This is a genomic window from Siphonobacter curvatus (genome assembly GCF_002943425.1).
Lineage (GTDB): Bacteria > Bacteroidota > Bacteroidia > Cytophagales > Spirosomataceae > Siphonobacter > Siphonobacter curvatus.
Map to the genome: position 1 here is coordinate 2,971,267 of NZ_PTRA01000001.1, position 23,355 is coordinate 2,994,621.

The following is a 23,355-nucleotide window of genomic DNA, read 5'->3' on the forward strand; positions in this document are numbered from 1 at the left end:
TGCACTAAAACCGTAGCGTAAACACCGTCCGTACCCCTGGCTCGGATTCTACCCGTAGCGTTCCCCGATGTTGTAACATGATTTGTCGGGACAGGCTCAGCCCAATTCCCGAACCGCCCTGCTTGGTCGAAAAGAAAGGAACAAAGATCTTGTCCATCGCTTCAGGAATGATGCCTTTGCCCGTATCCGCTATCTGAATGGTTACCCGCTGCGTTTTGTCGTTTTCGCCAATCAGTTCCAGACGAGCGTTGGGCACTCCATCCATCGCCTGAATACCATTTTTAACGAGATTGATCAGTACAAATTCCACCAGTTGCGGATCGGCCGTTACTTCCAGGGTCTCAGGTTCAACGCGTAGCACCAGTTCAACGTTTTTATCGGCTAGTTCGCTTTTGTACAAGCTTGCCACGTTCTGCAAAATCGTACCGACCGATACCACCTTGAAGTCGGGCTTGGGTAAGCGAGAAAAGCGGCGATACGCATCGATCAACTGCATCAGGCTTTCGCTGCGTCGTTCCATTACCGCCAGCGAGTCCATTAAATCATCATACGTTTCCTCAGTCAGTCGCTGATCGTTCTCCCACTCCGACTGCAATAACCCTTTCAGCGAGCCCGACAGCGAGTGAATGGGCGTAATGGAGTTAACAATCTCGTGCGTTAGTACCCGCGTCAGGTTTCGCCAGGCGTCAAATTCCTGATTCTGCAGTTCCGACTGAATGTCTTTCAGTGATACCAGCTTGAGTTTCTGATCTTTCCGGATGAACTCCGTTACGGCGTAGGCCAGCGTTCGTTCTTCGCCCGTCAGCGTCAGTCGTAACAGGCCCGTGTCGCCCGAAGAAGAGGTTTCGAGGGCTTCCACCAGAGCCGGCGAAGTACTATTCAAGTCCTTCAGATTTCGAATAACGACCAAATTTAACAGCCGTTTAGCCGCCGTATTGACCGTTTCGATGTGCCCGTCTTTTCCAAACACCAGCAAACCGACGCTCAGATGCTGAACGATCGTTTCCAGGTAACGGACGAGTTCTTCTTTTTCTGATCGGTTTTTACGGTAGGAATCGATCACTTCCTGTACCAGAAAGTCGTATTCGGGCGAGCCACCTAGATACCGCGTCGTATAATTTCGGGTAAAATCGGCGTAGCGGATGGCTTCGAACAGATCCATCACCCGCCGATTGGCCTTTTTCAGGTACGAAACCAGATCAAAACTTAAATACCCCAGCAGCAGTACCAGCACGCCCTTGGTCACAATCAAGCGGGTATTGAACCAGAGGTACGCCAGCAGCATACTTACCAGTACAATGATCACTACCCGGAAATAAATCTGAAACGTAAAATTCCTCATGGGGTGCGGCTAAAAACGTCGATGCATTAGAAGGTACTATACATGTTCATGTACTGTTGAATCAGTTTGATCCGGTCGTGTATATACCTGGGGCTAAAGAATGTGTTCGACCAATCCTCAAAATTTTCGCACTGAAACCCCAGATAGAAAAGCCAGAAGGCGAAACCCAGGTACGGGATGGCCTGTAACTCCTGTTCTGAAAAAGCTTTCTTTTCCCGGTACGCGTTGACAAAGACCTCAAACTGTCGATCGGCTTCTTCCCTACTGATTTTTTTTAAGAACGTATGAAAGAAAAAGTGGATTTGAAACGACATCAGGTCATTGGCCAGAAAGCCTTTTCCGGCAAAGTCGTAATCAAAAACGGTAAGCGTATTCTGCTCGTCAAAATGAAAGTTCTTGGGTAGGTAATCGTAATGGCAGTAGCCCGTACTGAATCCTGCTGTATCGAAACGCTCCAGCTCGTCTTTTACCCGTCGAGCGGTTTCTTCCAGATACGCGTACCCTTCCGGAAAATGCTCAAAAAAGGGTCTGATTACTTCCAGAGGACGATTCAGCGTCGTTTCCAAATCGTAGGGCTTACGTGGACGACGCAGTTCTAGCTGACTGGTGATTGTATGGTTGAACGCCATTTCATGCCCTATGATTCGTAACTGCTCGTCGGAAAAATCATAGACATTTTCACCGTTTGCGTAAGTAAATAGCACACCGTTTCGAATGCCTTCGGCGGCCTGAAACGACTGAATGGCTTCTCCCTTCAGATCGGCTATCGGATAGGAAACGTGGGCTCCTCCCGTCCGTAACTGATTCAGCAATTCTACCTCACCCTGAATTTCCGGTAAGGATCGGTGGGCATCCCGGTAGATTTTGAAAATAGCTTTCCCCTCGGCATGTTCCACCCGATAGGTGTCACTGACACCGCGTAACAGAAGTGAACAACGAACGTCCGAAAACCCGTACGCCTCAGCAAGGTAGGCTCCTAAGGCACGCGACGACAAGGTAGAGTATTGAGTGGGAAACAGAGTCATTAAAGTTAATTTTCGCTACGATGGATACGAAGACGCGGAGGTTTACAAAGGTCTTTCTTTAGGCTATGGAATCGTGTACTGAAAGGGATTAAAGTCCGTATTTCTCCAGCCGCCGATACAGTGAAGCCCGCGTCAGTCCGAGTTCAGTCGCTGCTTTGGAAATGTTGCCGCTGTGTTTGTTGAGTACCTTCCGAATGATGGCTTTTTCCAGCTCGTCCAGATTAAATTGATCCAGGGAAATCGTTTCGCCATTCGTTGGTTTTTCGGGTACCTTTTGAGCGTTGGAAATAAAGAGATCTTCGGGTTGCAGCATATCCTTTTCGCACATGATGACAGCCCGCTCAATGGCGTGTTGTAGCTCGCGAACGTTACCCGGCCAGCCGTACTTGGTCATGCGTTGGATGGCCGCCGGACTTACGTCTTTAATCCGTTTACGGTACTTTTGGGTGTACACCCTCAGGTAATGATGAGCCAACAGTTCAATGTCTTCGGGGCGTTCGCGAAGGGCCGGAATCCGGAGTTCAATGGTGTTGATCCGGTACAGTAAATCCTGCCGAAATTCGCCTTTGCTCACCATTTCGGCCAGGGGCATATTGGTCGCACAGATGAGTCGAATGTCAATGGATTTAGGGCGATTGGAGCCTACTCGCGTGACCTGCCGACTCTGCAGAACGGTTAGCAATTTGGCCTGCATGGGCAAAGGAATGTTTCCAATTTCATCCAGGAAAATAGTCCCTCCGTCGGCGGCTTCGAAGCGTCCGGCCCGGTCTTCACGGGCGTCCGTGAAGGCTCCTTTGACGTGCCCAAAGAGTTCACTTTCGAACAGATGCTCGCTGATGGCTCCCAGATCTACGCTGATGAAGGCCTGCCGCGACCGATTGGAGTTTTGGTGCAGAGAACGGGCAATCAGCTCTTTTCCCGTACCATTCTCCCCCAAAATCAATACGTTAGCGTCCGTGGCGGCTACTTTCTGGATGGTACCGAAAACCTCCCGCATGGCTGAACTTACCCCTACCATTTCCCCAAACCGGGCCTGCTGATCGCGGGCAATGATGGCATTTTGCGACTTGAGTTTTTCGACTTCCAGTTTCGACTTCCGCAGGGAAAGGGCGGACAATAGCGTCGCGAGCAATTTCTCGTTACTCCAGGGTTTCAGGATAAAATCCGTTGCCCCGGACTTTACGGCCCGCACGGCCATTTCTACGTCGCCGTACGCCGTAATAAGCAGCACAATCGCCGCCGGATCGATTTGCAGAATTTTATCCAGCCAGAAAAACCCCTCTGTTCCCGAGGTAACGTCCTGCGTGAAATTCATGTCCAGCATGATCACGTCGTAGCCTTCCTGACGCAGCAGATTGGGCAGATTTTCGGGATTTTTTTCAGTATCAACGCGGGTAAAATGTTGTTTCAAAAGCAGACGAGCTGCTTTTAGAAGGTCTTCGTTATCATCGACGACCAGGATTCGAGCGGGGGTTAATGGCATTCTATACTTTTAGTTTGCAGTTGTCGGTTTTCAGCAGTCCCCGCATTACATACGGGGCTATTCACATTGAACCCCTCTGGGGTTCGACCTATCTATAGGCTTCTTCAGAAACTCGGTATAGCTATCGGAATCTATACTCTTCAGCCTTAGGTGAAAAGTGGAAAGCCGTATCCATAGGACTAGTCGAGCCCCGCCTTGCCTACGTGCTAGTTCGACTAATCTATCCTGTCTTCTCTTAAAATCATACCATTTCGGGAAATCACGGGAAAGCTAGTAAAAACTGTCCGAATCCGTACAGTAGCTGTACGCAGGCGTACACTATTTTCGCAAAAAAAGCCATTTCCAGCCAACTGAGGGCCTTTTTAAAAGTTTGGCACACCTTTGGCATTAGAGAGGTCAAGGGTTTAGTAAGCGTAACCGGCGAACGACCCTAAACAGCCGTTCGCCGGTCTTTTTAATTCAACTATCGAAATGGAAACTCTTTGCAAAACTGATCGTACCGCCTTAGTAGAAGCCTGCCGACAAGGGGACCGCTCGGCTCAGTACGAACTGTATCGCCTGTATTCCAAATCGATGTACAACGTTTGCTACCGAATCCTGAACCATACAGCGGAAGCCGAAGACGTATTACAGGATGCCTTTGTGAAGTTTTTCCAACGCATCCACGAATTTCGTCAGGAAAGTACGGTGGGAGCTTATCTGAAGCAGATTGTTGTCAATGAAGCCCTCAATCGCCTGCGTCAGCGTCGGGTACAGCTGGTGGAAATCGAAGAAAGTTTCGACATGCCTTACGAAGCCGCCGCCGAACCCGACGAATGGGAAATCTCACACGTACGGGCTGCGATGATGAAGTTACCCGATGGTTTCCGTACGGTCCTCACGCTCCATTTGCTGGAAGAGTACAGCCATGATGAAATTGCCGAAATGTTACAAATCTCCGCCTCCACGTCCCGCACCCAGTTTATGCGGGCCAAGAATAAGCTGAGAGAGATGTTAAGCACATTAGCCGTTTAGAGTTTTGAGTTGGAAGTTTTGCATGTAGTAACTGACTCAGCAACCCGAAACACAAAACGCTAAACCCGAAACCAATAACCAATTAACCTTTTTTTCCCCGTGGATAAGAAAATTGAAAGAAAATTCTGGAACCGTAAACGTGTCTTTTTTTTAACGGGCGGTTTGCTCCTGGTGTCGCTCACGTTGTGGGCACTGGTATTCCGGGATAAGCGTACACAACTACGGGTCGAGACGGAAAAGCTGACCGTATCGAGTGTTTCGCAGGGTGCTTTTAACGAATTCATTCCCGTCAACGGTACGGTTATTCCCATCCAGAGCGTACAGCTGGACGCCGTCGAAGGCGGTTCGATTGAGAAAATCTTCAAGCAATCGGGCGATATGGTAAAGGCGGGCGACGTGATTCTGCAACTCTCCAATACGGAACTGAAACTAAACGTACTGACCCGGGAAACGGCCTTATACGATCAGTTGAACAACGCCCGTACCTCCCGTCTGCAATTGCAACAGAATACACTGGCTCTTCAGAATACGCTGGCTGAGATCGATTATCAGGTCAAAATCAAGGAACAGCAACTGAATCGGAACGACCGGGCCTCCAAGTATCTTTCGGAGAAGGAAATGCAGGATGTTCGCGAAGAAGTATCCTACCAGAAACGCCGCCGCAACGTCACGCAACGCTCATACATGCAGGATTCTCTGATTCGGATTCAGCAAAATTCGCAGCTGTCTCAATCCGAAAAACGGATTTGGGAAAGCATCCAGAACGTAGGTCAGATGCTGGACAACCTGCTGGTCAAGGCTCCCATCTCCGGTCAGCTTTCAACCGCTACGGACTTGCAGATCGGTCAGCTGATTACAAAAGGTACTAAAATCGGTCAGGTCGATATTCTGGATAAATTCAAAGTACGGGTGCCCATCGACGAACTGTACCTACCCCGAATCGTGAAAGGACTGGAAGGTTACGCGGATCTGGATGGGAAAGAATACAAGCTTGTCGTCGACAAAGTTTTCCCCACGGTTACCAACGGTCGTTTTGAAGTCGATATGTTGTTTGCTCAGACAGCTCCTACGGATATTCGTCGCGGTCAAACCTTACGCATTCGTCTGGAACTGGGTAAACCCGAACAGGCGGTACTGCTTCCCACGGGTGGTTTCTATCAGCAAACGGGCGGTAACTGGGTATTCGTGGTGGAAGCCGGTGGTCAGCGAGCCGTACGCCGCAACATCCAGTTGGGACGCAAGAACCCGACGTACTACGAAGTACTGGATGGCCTGAAACCCGGCGAAAAAGTCATCACCTCGAGTTACGAGTTCTTCGGCGACAATGAAGTACTCAATCTCAATGAAAAGCAACCGCAGTAATCTCTTTTGCCACGAAGGCACCAAGAATCACTACGTACTATCTGCTTTGTGAATCGTAGTGGCTTTGTGCCTTTGTGGCAAATTTAAAAGACTAAACCCTATTCATCCGAGTTCAACACACACGTACAACCATGATCCAAATCAAAAACCTCCGAAAAGTTTACCGTACCGAAGAAATTGAAACAACGGCTCTCGATCATGTGAATGTGGAAATTGCCGACGGCGAATTTGTCGCGATCATGGGTCCGTCGGGTTGCGGAAAATCGACCTTACTCAATGTATTGGGTATGCTGGACAACCCTTCCACGGGCGAGTACAACTTCTGGGGCGAGGAAATTTCAAAGTACTCGGAACGCCAACGGGCGAAGCTCCGTAAGGGAAACATCGGTTTCGTATTCCAGAGCTTTAACCTGATCGACGAACTGACCGTATACGAAAACGTTGAACTTCCCCTGCTGTACCTCGGCAAATCGGCTTCCGAACGCAAGGAACTCGTTGAAACGGTACTAACCCGCATGAACATCATGCACCGGAAAGACCACTTCCCCCAGCAGCTTTCCGGTGGTCAGCAACAACGGGTAGCCATCGCCCGGGCTGTAGTCGCTAAACCCAAGCTGATCCTCGCCGATGAGCCGACGGGTAACCTCGATTCGACCAACGGCGAAGAGGTCATGAAACTGCTTCAGCAACTCAACGAAGAAGGCACGACCATCATCATGGTAACGCACTCCCCTTATGATGCCAACTACAGTCACCGGATCATCAACCTCTTCGACGGCCACGTGGTGACGGAAAACGTGAATACGAAGTTTCATATCTAGGTTTTGAGTTTGGGGTTTAGGGTTTTAAGTTTTAGGTGCGGAAACTTTCTTTGAAATGACTCTGCGGTCATTTTGCAGTATTCTGCACTTCAACCTTTTAAACCCAAAACACTAAACTCAAAACGGCAGCATCGGCTGCTCTAAGCCCACAACTCCAAACCTCCTTTCCCCTTCAGCTATGTTTTCCAACTACTTCAAAATTGCCTTTCGTAATCTCTGGAGAAACGGTGTTTTTTCGGTGATCAACATTGTTGGTCTGGCTCTGGGTGTGGCCTGTAGTTTGTTGATTGGGCTTTGGGTAGAGGATGAGCTGGCAATGGATAACTACCACGCCAAAAGTCCGGTGCTGTACCGAATCATGCAAAGCCAGACCTTCAACGGCGAAACCAATGCCGGTCCGCACACGCCCGGTATGCTCAGTTACGAGTTGAAAAAGAAGTTTCCGGAAGTGGTACATGCGTCGGGTTTTACCTGGGAGACTGATCTGAACTTCACGGTTGGTGATAAATTCAACAAGCAGAAAGCCCGCTGGGCCGGTGAAGACTGGTTCAAGATGTTTTCGATTCCCTTGCTGGCGGGTACGCCCGCCACGGCCCTGAAGGCTCCCGAAAGCATGGCGATTTCCCGGAAAATGGCTGATAATTACTTCGGCAGTCCACAAAACGCCCTGGGCAAAACGGTCGAAGTGGCGGGACGGGACATTCCTTATAAAGTCACGGCCGTTTTTGAAGATTTACCCGCTCAGGCTTCCGAAAAATACGATTTCCTGCTTACCTGGGAAGACTTCCGCAAGCGAAACAACTGGGTCGAACAATGGGGTAACAATGGTCCCCGTGTATACTTTGAGCTTCGCCCGGATGCGAATACGGCCAACGTAGAAAAGCGGCTGAAGAAATTTTTGAATAACTACCGCAAGGAAGAGTACCCCAACACCCTGTTCATGCAACGCCTCAGCGAATCGTACCTCTACAACGATTGGCGGGGTGGTACTCAAAACGGGGGTCGGATTGAGTACGTCCGTTTATTCAGCGTGGTCGCCGTTTTTATTCTGCTCATTGCCTGTATCAACTTTATGAATCTGGCGACGGCCCGTTCCGAACGCCGTAGCCGCGAGGTGGGCGTTCGGAAAGTGATGGGAGCCGTCCGGGAATCGCTGATTGGGCAGTTTCTGGCTGAATCGTTCCTGATTACCGCTCTGGCCGTACTGGTGGCTATTGGTTTGGTAGAGTTGGTCATGCCTAACTTCAATGAACTTACCGAAAAACAACTGGTTCTGAGTTATACGCAACCGAGCACGTATCTGATTTTGCTGGGCGTAACTCTACTGACGGGTCTCGTCGCGGGTAGCTATCCGGCGTTTTACCTGTCAGGCTTCAATCCGGCTCGTGTACTGAAAGGTCGCCTGAAGTTCTCCCGTGGCAGTAAACTGTTCCGTCAGGGACTCGTGGTTTTTCAGTTTACGCTTTCCATTCTCCTCATTGTCGGTACGATCATCATCTATCGACAGGTGAGTTTTATCCAGAATAAAAACCTGGGCTACGATCGCGAGAATTTGATTTACATTCCGATGGAAGGCGAGTTATCGACGAAGTACCGGACCATCCATCAGCAACTCCTGCATATGCCGGGGATTCAGTCCATCAGTACCATCAATCAGGTACCTGGTGAATTTGGCAGCAACACCACGGGCGTAAACTGGCCCGGAAAAGATCCGGAATCCCGTCCGCTGTTTGAGGCAACGGGTATTGGGTATGACGGCCTGAAAACCCTAGGCATCAAGCTCTTGTCGGGTCGGGAATTTTCCGAAAAATACGCTACTGATTCCGCCGCGTTCCTGATCAATCGCGAAGCCGCTGCCTTGATGGGGTATAAAGATCCGGTGGGCAAACCGATTACGTTCTGGGACCGTCCGGGTACAATTATCGGGCTGGTGGATGAGTTTCATTTTCATTCACTCCACGAACAAATCAGACCCTTGATTCTGCGGCTGGATGCAGGCTGGTCAACCTCCTACTACGGAGCCATGATGGTCCGGACCCAACCGGGGCAAACCCAGCAGGCCATTGCCAGTCTGGAAAGCATCTGCAAACAGGCCAATCCCAAATTCCCCTTCACTTACCGTTTTGCTGACGTAGAATACGGCAAGCTGTACCGTTCCGAACAGGTCATGGGAACCTTGGCTAAAGTTTTCGCCGGGCTGGGCATCTTCATTTCCTGTCTGGGCTTACTGGGACTGGCCGCCTTTACCGCCGAACAGCGAACCAAAGAAATTGGTATTCGAAAAGTACTGGGAGCCAGCGTATTCAGTGTTATCTCTCTGCTTTCCAAAGACTTTGTTAAACTCGTGGGTATTGCTTTCCTGCTGGCCTCGCCGGTCGCCTGGTGGGCCCTGGGCGATTACCTCGACAAGTTCTATTACCACGTAAATCTCGACTGGTGGGTATTCGTTGGAGCGGGCCTACTGGCCCTGCTCGTCGCTCTACTCACGGTGAGTTCACAGGCTTTCCGGGCGGCTACCGTCAATCCGGTGAAGAGTCTGAAAAGTGAGTAAAGAGTAGTTGTTTGTTGTGGGTTGTTAGGTCGTTTGCCGTATTAAAAGTCAACGTTGATAAACACCTTCTTTAGCCCAAAACAAACAACTATCAACCAACCACCATCCCCTAGGCCTTAGCAGCCATGTTACAGAACTATCTCAAAATCGCCTGGCGAAGTTTATGGAAGAACCGGCTGTTTTCCATGGTCAATCTCGTGGGGCTGGCTCTGGGGCTTACGGCTTCGCTGCTCATTCTGGAATACGTCAGTTTCGAGAAAAGCTTTAATACCTTTCATCCGCAACTGCCCAGCCTGTACCGAATCCTGATGAAAGATCAGGCGGGTACTACCCAGGGAAGTTCGGCTCCGGGCATTATTCTCCGGACAGATTTCCCAGAAATCAAAGGCTACTGCCGCCTGGCCGAGGGCATTTCAAACGGCATCATTACCGTTGCAAACCAGACCTTTCGGGAAGAACATTCGGCTTACGCGGATGCTTCCCTGTTTGAGCTTTTTCACTTCCCGCTGCTATCAGGTTCCGCTCAGGAGCTTAAGAAGCCTCTCACTGTAGCCCTGTCCGCCCATCAGGCCCGTACACTCTTTGGCAGTACCGACGTCGTGGGCAAAAGCCTGTCACTGGCCAATCAGTTCGGAAAGCTGGAATACGCCGTAGTGGCTGTGTACGAAAACATGCCCGAAAACTCGGATCTACAGGTGGACCTGGTTCTTTCCCTGGCGACTTTACAAAACCCGACCATTGTGGCGTCCAATAGCTGGGTCGACCCGACGGGCGTGGGAGCACAATTTCTGACGACCTACGTGCGACTCGCTCCGCAAAGTACGGTGAGCCACGTAGAAGCCAAATTTAATGCCCTGCTCAAGACCTTACCCACCGGAGCCACGGACGAAATCCGATTACAGGCGGTTTCGTTTCAGCACCTCGGTTCCTCCCTCAACGACTCCTACCCCACCTATGGCAATCTGGGGTTCGTGTACATCATGACCGGCATTGCCTTACTGATTTTACTGATTGCCTGGTTCAACTACGTCAACTTGAGTACGGCGTTATCCACCAAACGTTCCAAAGAAGTGGGCGTTCGGAAAGTCATTGGTGCTCACCGCAATCAGTTGATCACTCAATTTTTGGGCGAATCCATGATTCTGAATCTGACTGCCCTTCTGCTGGCTCTGGTTTTGGTGGATCTGCTCCAGATTCCCTTTAATCTGTTAATCAAGAAAAACCTTTCGTTATCCATCCTATTGCATTCCGCTTTCGGCCTGTATGGACTTCTGTTCTTCATCGCCGGCAGTGTGCTTTCAGGAGCCTATACGGCCTTTATTCTGAGTAGCATTAATCCCATACTGAGTTTAAAGGGTGGATTTCTGAAATCGGGACGGGCTTGGTTACGACAATCACTCGTGGTCTTTCAGTTCAGCATTTCCATTGCCCTAATTGCCGCCACGTTCATCGTCTATCATCAGTTGCACTACATGCAGCGTAAAAATCTGGGCATGAACCTCCAGCAACTACTGGTGATGCAGGGACCGGAAGTAGGACGAGATGACAGTTTGTTTCAGGACCGGGCCGTAGGTTTTCGGAACGCCGTGAGTCAGTTGGCTTTCGTATCGTCCTTCAGTAATACGGGGAATGTTCCGGGTAATGGCTTTAACTTTTCAACGGAAAATGTCTTACGGACCGACCAGACCACCGCAGGGGCTCATACCAGTTACAAAGTCTTAATCTGCGATGACCAGTATTTTAAAACCTACGACATCGCTTTAGCCACCGGCCGTGCGTTTACGAAAGGGGAAACCGAAAAACCCTGGAGAAACGTAGCTCAGGTGGTACTTAATGAAGCCGCCGTTGCCCGCTTATCCGCTACACCGACGAGTATCCTTGGGAAAACCATCAGCTTTAACGGACAAGCCGTGGAAGTGATTGGGGTCGTTAAAAATTACCACCATCTGGGTTTAAAGGAAGTCATTCAACCCATCGTTTTCTGGCCGCAGCAAAATACTACCTACTTCACGGCTCAGATTTCCACGGATCAGTTACAGAAACACCTGAGTCAGATTCAAACCCTGTACGAGCGATTTTTTCCGGGCAATCCCTTCTCATTTCATTTCGCCGACGAACAGTTTAACTACCAATACCAGACGGAGCAGCAGTACAGCGAATTGTTTACGCTAGCGGCTGGACTATCCATCTTTATCGCCTGTCTGGGTCTGCTTGGACTGGCCGCTTTTAGTGCCGAACAGCGAACCAAGGAAATTGGTATCCGGAAAGTACTCGGAGCCAGTGTCGTGCAGCTTTCGGCCATGCTTTCCAAAGATTTTGTCCGTCTGGTTCTGATTGCTCTCCTCCTCGCGGTTCCGCTGGTCTGGCTGGCGATGGAACGCTGGCTGGAACAGTTTGCCTATCACGTCTCGGTGCAGTGGTGGATCTTCGCCGGAGCTGGACTCCTGACCCTGACAATCGCTTTACTCACGGTTGGTTATCAGTCCATTCGAACGGCGTTGATCAATCCGGTGAAGAGTTTAAAGAGTGAATAATTGGTAGTTGTTGGTTAAGGGTTGCTTGTTGTAACAATGAAATAACAGCCCATTCAAAAGTCTCAATTCCTAACAACCAACAACGAAAAACTAACAACAACCAGCGATCAACCATCGACCAATTTATGTTATCTAATTATCTAAAAATCGCTTTTCGAAACCTCTGGCGAAATAAGACCTACTCGGCCATCAACCTGTTTGGGCTAGCCTTTGGTATCGCGACATGCTTACTCATTACTTTTTACGTCATCGATGAGCTGAGCTACGATCGCTTTCTGGGCCATGCGGATCGGGCGTACCGCATCAATACCGACATCAATTTTGGTGGTTCCGAAACCCATACGGCGGCTTCCGCGGCTCCCATGGGACCAGCCCTGGCACAGGCCTACCCGGACATCGAAGCAGCGGCCCGCATTCGCGATCAGGCTCCGGGCATGATTCGAAAAGGGACGGAGAAAATTCAGGAGCGATCGGTCTACGCCGATTCCACGCTCTTCGATGTACTGGGTTTGACCGTCCTTGCCGGCAACTCCAAAACCGCTCTCAATCAGCCCCATACGGTAGTGATTACCCGCCGCATGGCCCTGAAGTATTTCGATACTCCGGAAGCCGTCGGTAAAACATTAATACTGAACGAAAATGTCCCGTATAAAGTCACGGGTGTAATCGAAGACCTACCCCGTACCTCCCACCTCAATGCGGATCTGTATTTCAGCATGCTGGATCACGCCGATAGCAAGGAAAATAGCTGGCTGAGCCATAACTACAGCACGTACCTTTTGCTCAAGCCCGGCGTATCGCCTCAGCAGGTCGAAGGTCAAATTCGGCAGCTCTTTCTAAAACACGGCGGTCCGATGATTCAACAGTGGCTGGGCAAGAACGTAGCCGAACTGGAGGCGGGTGGCAGCTACGTCCGCTATACACTCTTGCCCGTTCCGGACATTCATTTACATTCCAATCGCGTGGATGAAATGAATCCCTCGGGTAACATTCAGTACGTTTACATTTTTTCAGCCATTGCCATCTTCATACTTTTCATTGCCTGCATCAACTTCATGAACCTCGCGACGGCCCGTTCGGCTCACCGGGCCAAGGAAGTAGGCGTACGAAAGGTACTGGGTTCAGCGAGTGCCCACCTGATCGGGCAGTTTCTGACGGAATCCATCCTGCTCAGTTTCATGGCTTGTAGTATTTCTTTATTATTGGTGGAACTGGCCTTGCCCGCTTTTAACCAATTAGCCGACAAACAGCTTTCGCTTAATTTCATTCGTGACTGGTACCTGCTGCCCTTCCTGCTAACCTTTGCCCTGTTCGTAGGCGTACTGGCGGGCAGCTACCCGGCCTTTTACCTGTCTTCTTTCGAACCCGCCAAAGTACTGAAAGGCAAGCTTACCGCCGGGATGCGAAGCGGCTGGCTACGGAGTTCGCTGGTCGTTTTCCAGTTTTTCGCCTCGGTATTCCTGATCATCTGTACCCTGGCAATTCATCGGCAACTGAATTTCATTCAGCAGAAACAGGTGGGTTTTGATCGCGAGCAAGTCCTCATGCTTGATGGCGTCTATGGTCCCCAGGTACAGGCCTTGAAAAACGAAATTTTACGCATCCCCGGCGTACAAAGCGGAACGGTTACGGGCTACCTGCCGACCCCTTCGTGGCGCGGAAACGATTCGTTTTTTCCGGAAGGTGAAATAACCCCGGAACGGGCCGTGCAGATGCAAACGTGGTACGTAGACCCGGACTACATGAAAACCATGGGCTTACAGTTGTTGGCGGGACGGAATTTTTCCAATCAGATGGCGACCGACTCATCGGCGGTTATTCTAAATGAAACTGCAGCGAAACTCTTCGGGTACACGAGTCCGACGGGTCGCAAGATTGCGGAAATTGAAGATCCGCAAACGGGCCGAACCCGGCAATTAAACGTCATCGGCGTCGTAAAAAATTTCAACTACGAGTCCCTCCGGGAGAACGTTGGAGCTTTATGCCTCTTACTCAACGCCAAGCCAGCGGGCTACGCTACCTTTCGACTAAAGACGCAGCAACTGCCCGAAACCGTAGCCAAAATTGAACAAACTTGGCAACGCGTGCTGCCGGGGCAACCCTTCCGGGCTCAGTTTATGGACGAAGCCTTCGACAGTATCTACCGTAGTGAGCAACGCGTCGGCAAAGTCTTTCTATCGTTTGCGATTACGGCCATTGTCATTGCCTGTCTGGGTCTATTTGGATTGGCAGCGTATTCGGCCGAACAGCGGACCAAGGAAATCGGGGTACGGAAGGTGCTGGGAGCCACTGAACTGCAACTGGTTGCTCTGCTCTCCAGTGATTTCGTACGGCTCATCGGTATTGCCTTCCTCATCGCCGTTCCCATTGCCTGGTACGTCATGGACCAATGGCTCGAAGGCTTTGCCTACCGCAGCTCGCTGAGTATCTGGATTTTCGTCGGAGCAGGAGCCGCTTCGCTTTGCATTGCTCTGCTAACAATTAGTAGTCAGGCCATCCGGGCGGCGGCCATGAACCCCGTCAAGAGTTTAAAATCGGAGTAATTTTTTCACCCTACGGCTGAGGTCAGCCGTAGGGTTTTCCGTATTGATTCATTCTCTTTCTTTCAACGTTTATGTTTCAGAACTATCTCAAACTTGCCCTTCGCAATCTCTGGAAGAGTCGCCTCTTTACCGGCCTGAACATGCTGGGCCTTTCGCTGGGTCTGACGGTATCCTTACTGCTGTTTTTGTACATCAAGGATGAGTTAGCCTTTGATCGGTACCATCGACAGGCCGAGCAGATTTATCGGGTGAATCTGGCGGTGTCGTTTGACGACAAGGAGGAGAAATGGGCGACAGCTCCGAACATCATCGGCCCAACCATGCAGGAGAAAATTCCCGGCGTGAAGCAACAGGTTCGGTTTCTGAAACACAACTTCGGAGAATCGGCTTTCATTACAACGGGCGAAAAGAAATTCGTTGAAAAAAGCCTGTACTGGGCTGATTCCACGCTTTTTCAGGTATTTGATCTTCCGCTCGTGCAGGGCAATCCCCAAACGGCACTCGAAAAACCAAATCAGGTACTGATCAGTCAGCGTACAGCGGAACGTTATTTCGGCAACGAAAATCCGCTGGGTAAAGACCTCAAAGTCGATAACCGAACAACGCTGGAGGTAACGGGCGTCTACGCGGATTTTCCGGACCACTCCTCGTTCGATGCCAACCTGATTGGTTCCTTTGCTACGGAAAAATGGGCGTACAAAAACCTTTCCTGGAGCAATGCCAGTTTTGAAACCTACGTCCTGTTAAATCCTCAGACCCAGCCTACTTCGGTCGAGCGGCAGTTGGACAAGCTGATTAAACAGAATGTTCCCGAAGAGAACCGTTATTACACCGCGTACCTGCAACCCTTAACGGACATGCACCTGCATTCCGAAGACGTCGCCCACGTGTACACCCAAAAAATCGGCGATCCCCAGCAGGTACGGATTCTGGTTGTACTGGCCTTTGTAGTACTGGTCATTGCCTGTATCAATTACATGAACCTGAGCACGGCTCGCTCTCAGCAACGTTTTCGTGAGGTGGGGATCAATAAGGCCCTGGGAGCTTCCCGCAGTTTGGTTGCCCGTCGGTTCTATATTGAAACGGCGATTCTGGTCTTGCTGTCCATTCTTTTAAGCATTGCTTTGCTGGAAGCTTTTTTACCGATATTCAATAGCCTTGCTTCGCGGAACCTTACGGCCCATGCGGTTCTGTCGCCCGAAGTCATTATCGGATTAGTACTGACGGGAACCCTCGTGACCCTGATTGCCGGTTCGTATCCGGCTTTGTACCTGTCGTCCTACGCCCCTAAAAATCTGTTACAAACTAATTTCCGGGCCAATACCGGAGCCGGATTATTCCGGCGTAGTCTGGTCGTTATCCAGTTTACAGCTTCCATAGTGCTCGTTATCAGTAGTATCATTTTCTACCAGCAGCTTCGGTTTGTACAGCATCAGAAACTGGGGTATCAGCCCGAACAGGTGGTGGCGGTTACTACCGTTGCGGCGGAGTCCAAAACGCAAATTGACGGACTCATGAACCGCGTTCGCTCCCTGCCCGATGTGGTGGAAGTATCCCGGGCCCAGACGTTTCCGGCCAGTGGCGGCAGTGGTCGTTCCCTACGAAAGAATTTACAGTCGTCGGAAGAATTCAAAATGACGACCAATCACGCCACGCCGGATTTTGTACAGGTACTTGGCCTGAAACTGATTGCGGGAAAAACCCTTCCCTCGATTCCTAAAGATGCCAAAGACACGACGGTCCAGGTCGTATTGAACCGGAAAGCGGTAGCTTTTCTCGGGTACACGCCGGAAAACGCCATCGGCCGCAAAGCGTACGGGCTTTTCGGTGATAACAATACGGAGATCGTGGGCGTCGTCGAAGACTTTCATTTTGAAAATTTTCATCAACCCATCGGGGGTTATGCTTTTCATAATGCCAATACCGAATCGTATCGCTACCTGCTGGTGAAACTTCGCACGCAGCGGCTGACGCAGGCCATGTCGCAGCTGGAAAATGCTTTCTCGGAGAGTATGCCGCAGTCGGCCTTTGAATACACCTTTCTAGATCAGTACCTAAATAATCTTTACCAGACTGAACAGCGAACGGCCCAGGTCGTGCTGGTTTTCTCCATCCTGACCATCCTCGTTGCCTGCCTCGGTCTGTTTGGACTGGCGGCGTATGCAGCCGAACAACGGACCAAAGAAATTGGCGTTCGCAAAGTGCTGGGAGCCAATGAATTTCAACTGGTTACCCTGTTATCCAGCGACTTCCTCAAACTCGTGGGCCTTGCCTTCCTGATTGCCTCGCCCTTGGCCTGGTGGATGATGAATGAATGGCTGACCAGCTTTGCCTATCGCATCCAGATTAGTGGCTGGGTCTTCGTGGCTGCCGGACTGCTGGCCTTGCTGATTGCTCTGCTGACGGTCAGTAGTCAGGCCCTGCGTGCGGCGTTGATGAATCCCGTTCGAAGTCTAAAAAGTGAATAATATTTCCCGTAAATCCTGAATCGATGCTCCGCAATTACATCCAAATCGCCCTACGGAACTTATGGAAAAACAAGTCTTTTTCCCTGATTAATATCGTCGGCCTAGCCGTGGGTATGGCCTGCTGTATGCTCATTTTACTGTACGTGCAGCAGCAACTGAGTTACGACCGTCATCACGAAAAGGCGGATGATTTGTACCGTCTGGTAACGGAATTTGTCACCGAAAGCAAAACCGAACGGGCTCCCACGAGTGCGGCTCCGGTAGCAGCAGCTCTCAAAAACGAGTTTCCGGAAGTCGAAGAAGTCACCCGCGTATTCATTCCTTTTTCGGAAGATAAAGCCATTCTCAGACGGATGGAGGGCGGTCATTCTGTACAGACTTTTTACGAAAGCAAGGGAGCGTACGCCGATCCTACGTTTTTCAAAATCTTTACGTATTCATTCCTCGAAGGCAATGCTCAACGAGCGTTGGATCAACCCAATACGGTCGTGCTTTCCAAAGAAGTGGCCCAAAAGCTTTTTGGTAACGCTCCGGCTCTGAACCGGGTTATCCGGATTAGCAATAGTAACGGCGATCTGGACTTTAAGGTGACGGGTGTCTTTGAATCCAAAGGCCCCTCCCACCTGGATACGCACTACCTCATGTCCCTGCAAACGGGCGAGCTGGGAGCCTTTGTCCGAAGCATCCAGAATTTCGCGGTGAACAACATGTTCTATACCTACATCAAACTTCGGCCCGGTAGCGATGCCAAGGCTCTGGAAGCCAAGTTTCCGGCCTTCATTCAAAAGTACATGGGCGAAGACTTGAAGAAGGTCGCTTTTCGTAAGAACCAGTACCTGGAATCGGTTCCACGCATTCATCTGCATACGGAAGCCGAAGGCATGTTCAATAAAAAAGGAAACAGTCAGTTGGTGTACATCCTAGCTACGGTAGCCCTTTTTACCCTACTGATTGCGTGTATCAACTTCATGAACCTGAGTACAGCCCGTTCGGGTAAGCGGGCAGCGGAAGTAGGCGTACGTAAAGTCATGGGGGCTGAAAAGCAAACGCTGGTGGGTCAGTTTCTGGGTGAGTCAATGCTGATTAGTCTGCTTTCACTTACCATTGCCATTCTGCTGGTGGAACTCAGTTTGCCGGTATTTAATCAGGTTGCCGGTACAAATCTGGACGTATCCCTGACGAAAGATTACGACAAGCTCCTATTATTTGTGGGGCTGGCTTTACTAACGGGCCTGGTGGCGGGTAGTTATCCGGCCTTTTATTTGTCCTCTTTCAATCCGGCTCAGGTCTTGAAGGGCAAAGCCAGCAACAGTCTGGCCGTTACCCAATTGCGGAAAGGGCTGGTCGTCTTTCAATTTGCCCTATCGATTATGCTGATTCTAGGTTCACTGGTGATCTGGCGGCAGATGCGTTTTCTTCAGGAAAAAGACCTGGGCTTTGTGAAAGATCAGCAACTGGTAGTCCCCCTGCGTACCTCCCAGGCCAAAGACAATTACCGGACATTCAAACAAGCCGTTGACAAACAGGCAGAGGTAGTGGCATCCGCCGCGGCTACGAGTTATCCGGGCGTTTTTGTGGCGGGCGATCAGAATTTCGTGCGGTTGGGCCAAAATATTGAACAGGCCGTAAACGTAAAGATGAATCACGTCAACTACGATTTTCTGGAAACCATGGGCTTTCATTTGCTCAGTGGACGGTTTTTCTCGACTAAATTTCCGGCGGATACAGCCCAGCGAATTATTCTCAACGAAACGGCTGTAGCCCGGTTAGGCTATACACCGCAGAATATCCTCGGTCAGCGGATACGCTGGAAAAGTTCGAATGAACAATTGGATTATCAGGTAGTGGGTGTCGTTCGGGATTTCAATTTCATGGGTCTGCAACAGCCCATCAACAGCTTTGGATTTACGCTGGCTCCCTGGGGTCTTAACTACATGGTCATCCGAACCAATACGCCACAAGTGAAACGCCTGCTGGCTTCCTTGGAAAACACCTGGAAAAGTCTGAACGCGGACGAGCCTTTTGAGTACAGCTTCCTCGATCAGGATTTTCAGCGGAATTACGAAGCCGAGCAAACCATGGGAACCATGATTGGCTACTTTACAGCGATAGCCATTCTGATTGCCTGTCTGGGTTTATACGGACTGGCGGCCTTTACGGCGGAGCAACGGATCAAAGAAATTGGGGTTCGGAAAGTACTGGGGGCCAGTGTGGGTCACATCGTAGGTCTGCTTTCGAAAGACTTCATGACACTCGTCCTGATTGCCTATGTGCTGGCCGTACCCATCTCCTGGTACCTGATGAACGAATGGTTACAGGCCTTTGCGTTCCGCATTAATCTGAGTTGGTGGCTTTTTGCCGGAGCGGGAGGTATTGCGTTTCTGATTGCTCTGGCCACGGTCAGTAGCCAGACGATTCGGGCGGCAATGGTGAATCCGGTAAAGAGTCTGAAGAGCGAATAACCTGCTTGTCACCGGCGAAACGCTCCTTGTAACCAACGGGTTTATCAAAAGCTCAGAAGCCTCTACTCCATGTCCGAAACTGTACATCGACCGTTCAGTTTCGGACATTTATTTTTTATTACTCTGCTGACTACCAGTCCATTACTAATATCATTCTTTAACTGGCATACTTTTAAAACACAGTCCTTTACCTGATCGTATAACTTCTTAACCAGCCGCACGTATGTCTTATATTGCAATACCTCTGCCTTCGTTGCCCGGGAAACAGGAAATTGAAATTTCGGTAAGCATCAACGGTCAAAAACAGGACTTGCATTACCGGGTCGAGTTATTTCGCTGGGACGACTGCTCAACGCCCTCGTTCAACCGCGTGGAATGCCTGCGGGAAATGCTGACCACCTACGATCAGGAATGGTCCCTGTATTACATCGGGGCTCCGACCGATGACTTTGTACCCATCACGTTCGTCAAAAAAGATGGTTTGACGAAGATGAGAACCGTGGAAATAATAGAGAGCTAAGGCTCCTTCTGTACACTTGAAGACCCCATAAGACGCGATTTTCGTGTCACTACCGATTACACGTATGCTACGAAACTACTTTAAAATCGCTTTTCGAAGTCTGCTCAAAAACCGCCTGTTCACGTTTGTGAACTTGGCGGGACTATCCGTAGGCATTGTGGCCTGTTTGCTGATCAGCCTGTACGTGCTGCACGAACTGAGTTACGATACCTTCCACGAAAAAGGCGATCGGATTTATCGTGTGGTTACGGACATTAAAACCCCCACGGAAACGATTCATCCAGACATTACGTCCGGCCCAATGGCTCCGGCTCTGAAACAAAATTTTCCCGAAGTAGAGGCCTATACGCGGCTCTGGGCACGCACGGCGGTATTTGCTCGTGATGACCAGAAGTTTCAGGAAAACCGGATCTACATGGCCGATTCCACGCTGTTCGAGGTATTTTCGTTTCCCTTGCTACAAGGGGATGCCCGCACGGCTTTGAAGGCTCCGTTTAGTGCCGTACTCACACAGAAAACCGCGAAAAAATACTTTGGGGACGAAAATCCAATGGGACAGACCTTGCGGATGGAAGGCAAGTTTCCGGTGAAAGTAACGGGTGTACTGAAGGACATTCCCGAAACCAGCCATATTCCCTTTGATATGCTGCTTTCGATGTCTACCCTAACGCGGGAATTACAGCCCAACGTGGACCAGCAGTGGAGCAACTTTGCCTTTTATTCGTATCTCTTACTGAAGAAAAATACGAATGCTCAAGGCCTGGAAGCTAAAATTCCGGCTCTCCTTGACCGACTGGTGGGTAAAGAACTCGCCCAGTTTCAGATGCACTACACGCTTCGTTTGCAGCCCCTACAGGACATTTATCTGAAGTCCGATCGCGGTGCACCTGAGCAGGGAAGCCTCAAAAACGTGTACATCTTTTCGGTCATTGCGGCCTTTATTCTGCTGCTGGCCTGTATCAATTTCATCAACCTGACGATTGCCCGGGCTAGTGAACGAGCCAAGGAAGTGGGCGTACGAAAAGTCGTGGGAGCCGAGCGGCAACAGCTTACCTTCCAGTTTCTGAGCGAATACGTACTGCTTAGTTCGCTGGCTTTTATCATAGCCGTATTACTGAGTGAATTACTCCTACCCTTGTTCAATGAGTTTTCCGGCAAGACCATTCTCACCTCTACCCTCACCCACCCAACCTTCTGGCTTATTCTGCTGCTGCTGGCCGTTATTGTTGGACTGCTGGCGGGTCTGTATCCAGCTTTGGTGCTGTCGGGAATGAAGGCGATTACGGTGCTGAAGGGCCGCTTTGCGACCAGCCGTCAGGGACTGATCCTTCGGAAATCACTCGTCGTCTTTCAATTTGTGATTTCAGTAAGCCTGATTGTGAGTACGTTGGTGGTGTATACGCAGCTCAACTACATGCGTGGCCAGTCGCTGGGCTTTGCTAAGGATCAGATGCTGGTGCTCAACCTCAACGATCCGGGTTACCTGGATCGGCACAGCGAGTCATTGCTACGACAATTAGGAAACGTTGCCGGAGTTGAATCCGTAACTCAATCCTCGTCCGTACCCGGCAGCGGAGCCCAGGGAGCCTACACCAGTCTCGAAAATAAGTCAGGCGATATGCAGGCTGCGAATATGGACCTTTATTCCATCGATTATAACTTCCTAAAGCAGTATCAAATTCCTTTACTGGCCGGGCGGTTGTTCGCCCGCGATTACGCCACGGATTCCACGGAAGCTTTGATCGTGAATGAAGCTACCGTTAAGAACTTCGGCTACGCTTCGCCCTCGCAGATCATCGGTAAGAAATTTGACCAGTGGGGACGCAAAGGACGCATCATCGGCGTGGTGAAGAATTTCCATTCGGCGTCTTTACGGGAGGCCATTACGGCGGCTACCTTCCGCATCAATCCCCACGAATGCCAGCAGGTTTCCATCAAAGTAAAGGCCGCTCAACTGCCCAGCACCCTTTCGGCTCTGAAGACCGTCTGGGAGCGGGCAGTACCGGATCGTCCCTTCGATTATTTCTTTATCGATCAGTCGTTCAATGATAAATACAAAGGCGAAGAACAGTTTGGCCGCTTATTCATCTACTTTGCCAGCATTGCCATTTTCATTGCCTGCCTGGGTCTAATTGGCCTTACTTCGTACGCTACCTTCCAACGAACCAAGGAAATAGGCGTACGCAAAGTACTGGGGGCCAGCTCCTTCCAGATTACGGCCCTGCTTTCGCGGGAATTCATCAAGCTGGTACTGATCGCCATTCTGATTGCCAGTCCACTCGCCTGGTACGCCATGAATCGCTGGCTCGAAGATTTCCATTACCGGGCGGCACTCCCCTGGTGGACCTTCCCAACGGCGGGCATACTGGCCCTGGGCATTGCGATTCTGACGGTCAGTTCACTGACGCTGAAAGCCGCCACGGCGAATCCGGTGAAGAGTTTGAAAACGGAGTAATGGATTGGTTTGGTGAAGTCAACTATAGGGAACGGAGTCCGTAGCAGATGCTACGGACTCCGTTGTTTTAAGCGGAAAAAACGGATTTCGCTTACCTTCGCATCATAGCTTTACCCCACTGCCTATGCACCCTCACTTCATCCAGCACATTCGAAAATACGTGGAGCTTACGGAAGAAGAAGTTCAGCGACTGTTGGCGTACCTGAAACCCATTTCCGTACCGAAAAAAGCTTATCTCCTGGAAGAGGGGCAGATCTGCCGGGCTAATTATTTTGTCGAAAAAGGCTGTCTGCGGCTCTTTTACCTTACCGAAAAAGGTACGGAACAGATTACGCAGTTTGCCCTCGAAAACTGGTGGCTGGCCGATTATATGAGTTACGCCACCCAGCAACCCTCGGAATTTTACATTCAGGCCCTGGAGCCTACTGAGGTTTTCGCCATTCCGGCCGACTTTCAGAACCAGTTGTACCACGAATTTCCTCAGCTCGAACGGTATTTCCGACTCATGTTTCAGCGGGCTTTGGCCGCCTCACAACGCCGCCTCAAGTTTTTGCACGATTATTCCAAGGAAGAAAGTTATCGCAACTTCGTAGCCCATTTCCCCGGTTTTACGCAGCGTATTCCACAGTACATGCTGGCCTCGTACTTAGGTTTAACGCCGGAGTACCTGAGTGAACTCCGAAAAAAACTGGTTTGATTTGCTTTCTTAAACCAGCTTAAGTTTTAGCGAAAACGGACCCGCTAGGTTTGCAGTGTACTTAAAAACACCACAAAC

General features: G+C 50.3%; 14 protein-coding genes. 11 read left to right on the plus strand and 3 right to left on the minus strand.

Going from position 1 to position 23,355, the window contains the following annotated elements:
• Positions 1–4 precede the first annotated feature (4 nt).
• The 3 genes from C5O19_RS12440 to C5O19_RS12450 all read right to left on the minus strand — a co-directional run bounded on the left by C5O19_RS12440 (position 5) and on the right by C5O19_RS12450 (position 3,850).
• The gene (locus tag C5O19_RS12440; RefSeq protein WP_104712612.1) at positions 5–1,342 is read right to left on the minus strand and encodes a sensor histidine kinase; all 1,338 of its coding nucleotides are present in this window, start codon (positions 1,340–1,342) and stop codon (positions 5–7) included.
• A 26-nt stretch (positions 1,343–1,368) separates the two neighbouring features.
• Entirely contained in the window at positions 1,369–2,367 is a 999-nt protein-coding gene (locus C5O19_RS12445) for a phosphotransferase enzyme family protein (RefSeq protein WP_104712614.1), read from the minus strand.
• An 88-nt stretch (positions 2,368–2,455) separates the two neighbouring features.
• Positions 2,456–3,850 (minus strand): sigma-54-dependent transcriptional regulator, encoded by a 1,395-nt coding sequence (locus C5O19_RS12450; protein ID WP_104712617.1) that lies wholly within the window; start codon positions 3,848–3,850, stop codon positions 2,456–2,458.
• Positions 3,851–4,321: 471 nt separating this feature from the next.
• Between C5O19_RS12450 and C5O19_RS12455 the strand changes: the two genes are divergently transcribed.
• From C5O19_RS12455 to C5O19_RS12505, 11 genes are all read left to right on the plus strand, one after another.
• Positions 4,322–4,864, plus strand: coding sequence for an RNA polymerase sigma factor (locus tag C5O19_RS12455; RefSeq protein WP_104712620.1), 543 nt, complete (start codon positions 4,322–4,324; stop codon positions 4,862–4,864).
• Positions 4,865–4,963: 99 nt separating this feature from the next.
• Positions 4,964–6,226, plus strand: coding sequence for an efflux RND transporter periplasmic adaptor subunit (locus tag C5O19_RS12460; protein WP_104712623.1), 1,263 nt, complete (start codon positions 4,964–4,966; stop codon positions 6,224–6,226).
• A gap of 131 nt (positions 6,227–6,357) precedes the next feature.
• Positions 6,358–7,047 (plus strand): ABC transporter ATP-binding protein, encoded by a 690-nt coding sequence (locus tag C5O19_RS12465; protein ID WP_094813994.1) that lies wholly within the window; start codon positions 6,358–6,360, stop codon positions 7,045–7,047.
• Positions 7,048–7,225: 178 nt separating this feature from the next.
• On the plus strand, positions 7,226–9,598 hold the full coding sequence (locus tag C5O19_RS12470; RefSeq protein ID WP_104712625.1) for an ABC transporter permease: 2,373 nt from the start codon (positions 7,226–7,228) through the stop codon (positions 9,596–9,598).
• A gap of 125 nt (positions 9,599–9,723) precedes the next feature.
• Positions 9,724–12,132, plus strand: coding sequence for an ABC transporter permease (locus tag C5O19_RS12475; protein WP_104712627.1), 2,409 nt, complete (start codon positions 9,724–9,726; stop codon positions 12,130–12,132).
• Between the two features lie 125 nt (positions 12,133–12,257).
• A complete protein-coding gene (locus tag C5O19_RS12480; protein ID WP_104712629.1) occupies positions 12,258–14,675 on the plus strand; it encodes an ABC transporter permease in 2,418 nt (805 codons plus the stop codon).
• 71 nt (positions 14,676–14,746) lie between these two features.
• Complete coding sequence (locus C5O19_RS12485; RefSeq protein WP_104712632.1) at positions 14,747–17,143, plus strand: ABC transporter permease; 2,397 nt, start codon at positions 14,747–14,749, stop codon at positions 17,141–17,143.
• A 23-nt stretch (positions 17,144–17,166) separates the two neighbouring features.
• Positions 17,167–19,605 (plus strand): ABC transporter permease, encoded by a 2,439-nt coding sequence (locus C5O19_RS12490; protein WP_104712634.1) that lies wholly within the window; start codon positions 17,167–17,169, stop codon positions 19,603–19,605.
• A gap of 223 nt (positions 19,606–19,828) precedes the next feature.
• Positions 19,829–20,125 (plus strand): hypothetical protein, encoded by a 297-nt coding sequence (locus tag C5O19_RS12495; protein WP_102202152.1) that lies wholly within the window; start codon positions 19,829–19,831, stop codon positions 20,123–20,125.
• Positions 20,126–20,189: 64 nt separating this feature from the next.
• Positions 20,190–22,580, plus strand: a complete 2,391-nt coding sequence (locus C5O19_RS12500; protein ID WP_104712636.1) for an ABC transporter permease — start codon at positions 20,190–20,192, stop codon at positions 22,578–22,580.
• Between the two features lie 124 nt (positions 22,581–22,704).
• Positions 22,705–23,277, plus strand: a complete 573-nt coding sequence (locus C5O19_RS12505; RefSeq protein WP_104712638.1) for a Crp/Fnr family transcriptional regulator — start codon at positions 22,705–22,707, stop codon at positions 23,275–23,277.
• The last annotated feature ends 78 nt before the right edge of the window (positions 23,278–23,355 follow it).